General features: G+C 42.3%; 1 protein-coding gene. It reads right to left on the bottom strand.

The features are described 5' to 3' along the window. The coding region (tnpA, locus tag ACSEXW_RS28455; protein WP_438449529.1) for an IS200/IS605 family transposase at window positions 1-281 on the bottom strand (281 nt) is incomplete at both ends.

Below are 281 nucleotides of genomic sequence, written 5' to 3' on the forward strand. Positions count from 1 at the left end.
TACCGGTACTTCATATTTGCGAATTTATCAAATATCATGAGCGAGCTCTTCCCTTTGAGATATCCCATAAATTCCGATACGCTTAGCTTTGGTGGGATACTTACGAGCATATGGATATGATCCGGGCAGGCTTCTGCCTCAATGATTTCGACTCCTTTTCGTTCACATAGCTCCCGTAAGATCTTCCCAATTTCTCTTTTCAGTTTTCCATATACCACTTGTCTCCGATATTTGGGCGCAAAGATCACGTGGTATTTACAGTTCCATTTCGTGTGTGCTAG

The organism is Oryzibacillus soli, from assembly GCF_051594765.1.
In the GTDB taxonomy this organism is placed as follows: domain Bacteria; phylum Bacillota; class Bacilli; order Paenibacillales; family NBRC-103111; genus Paenibacillus_AR.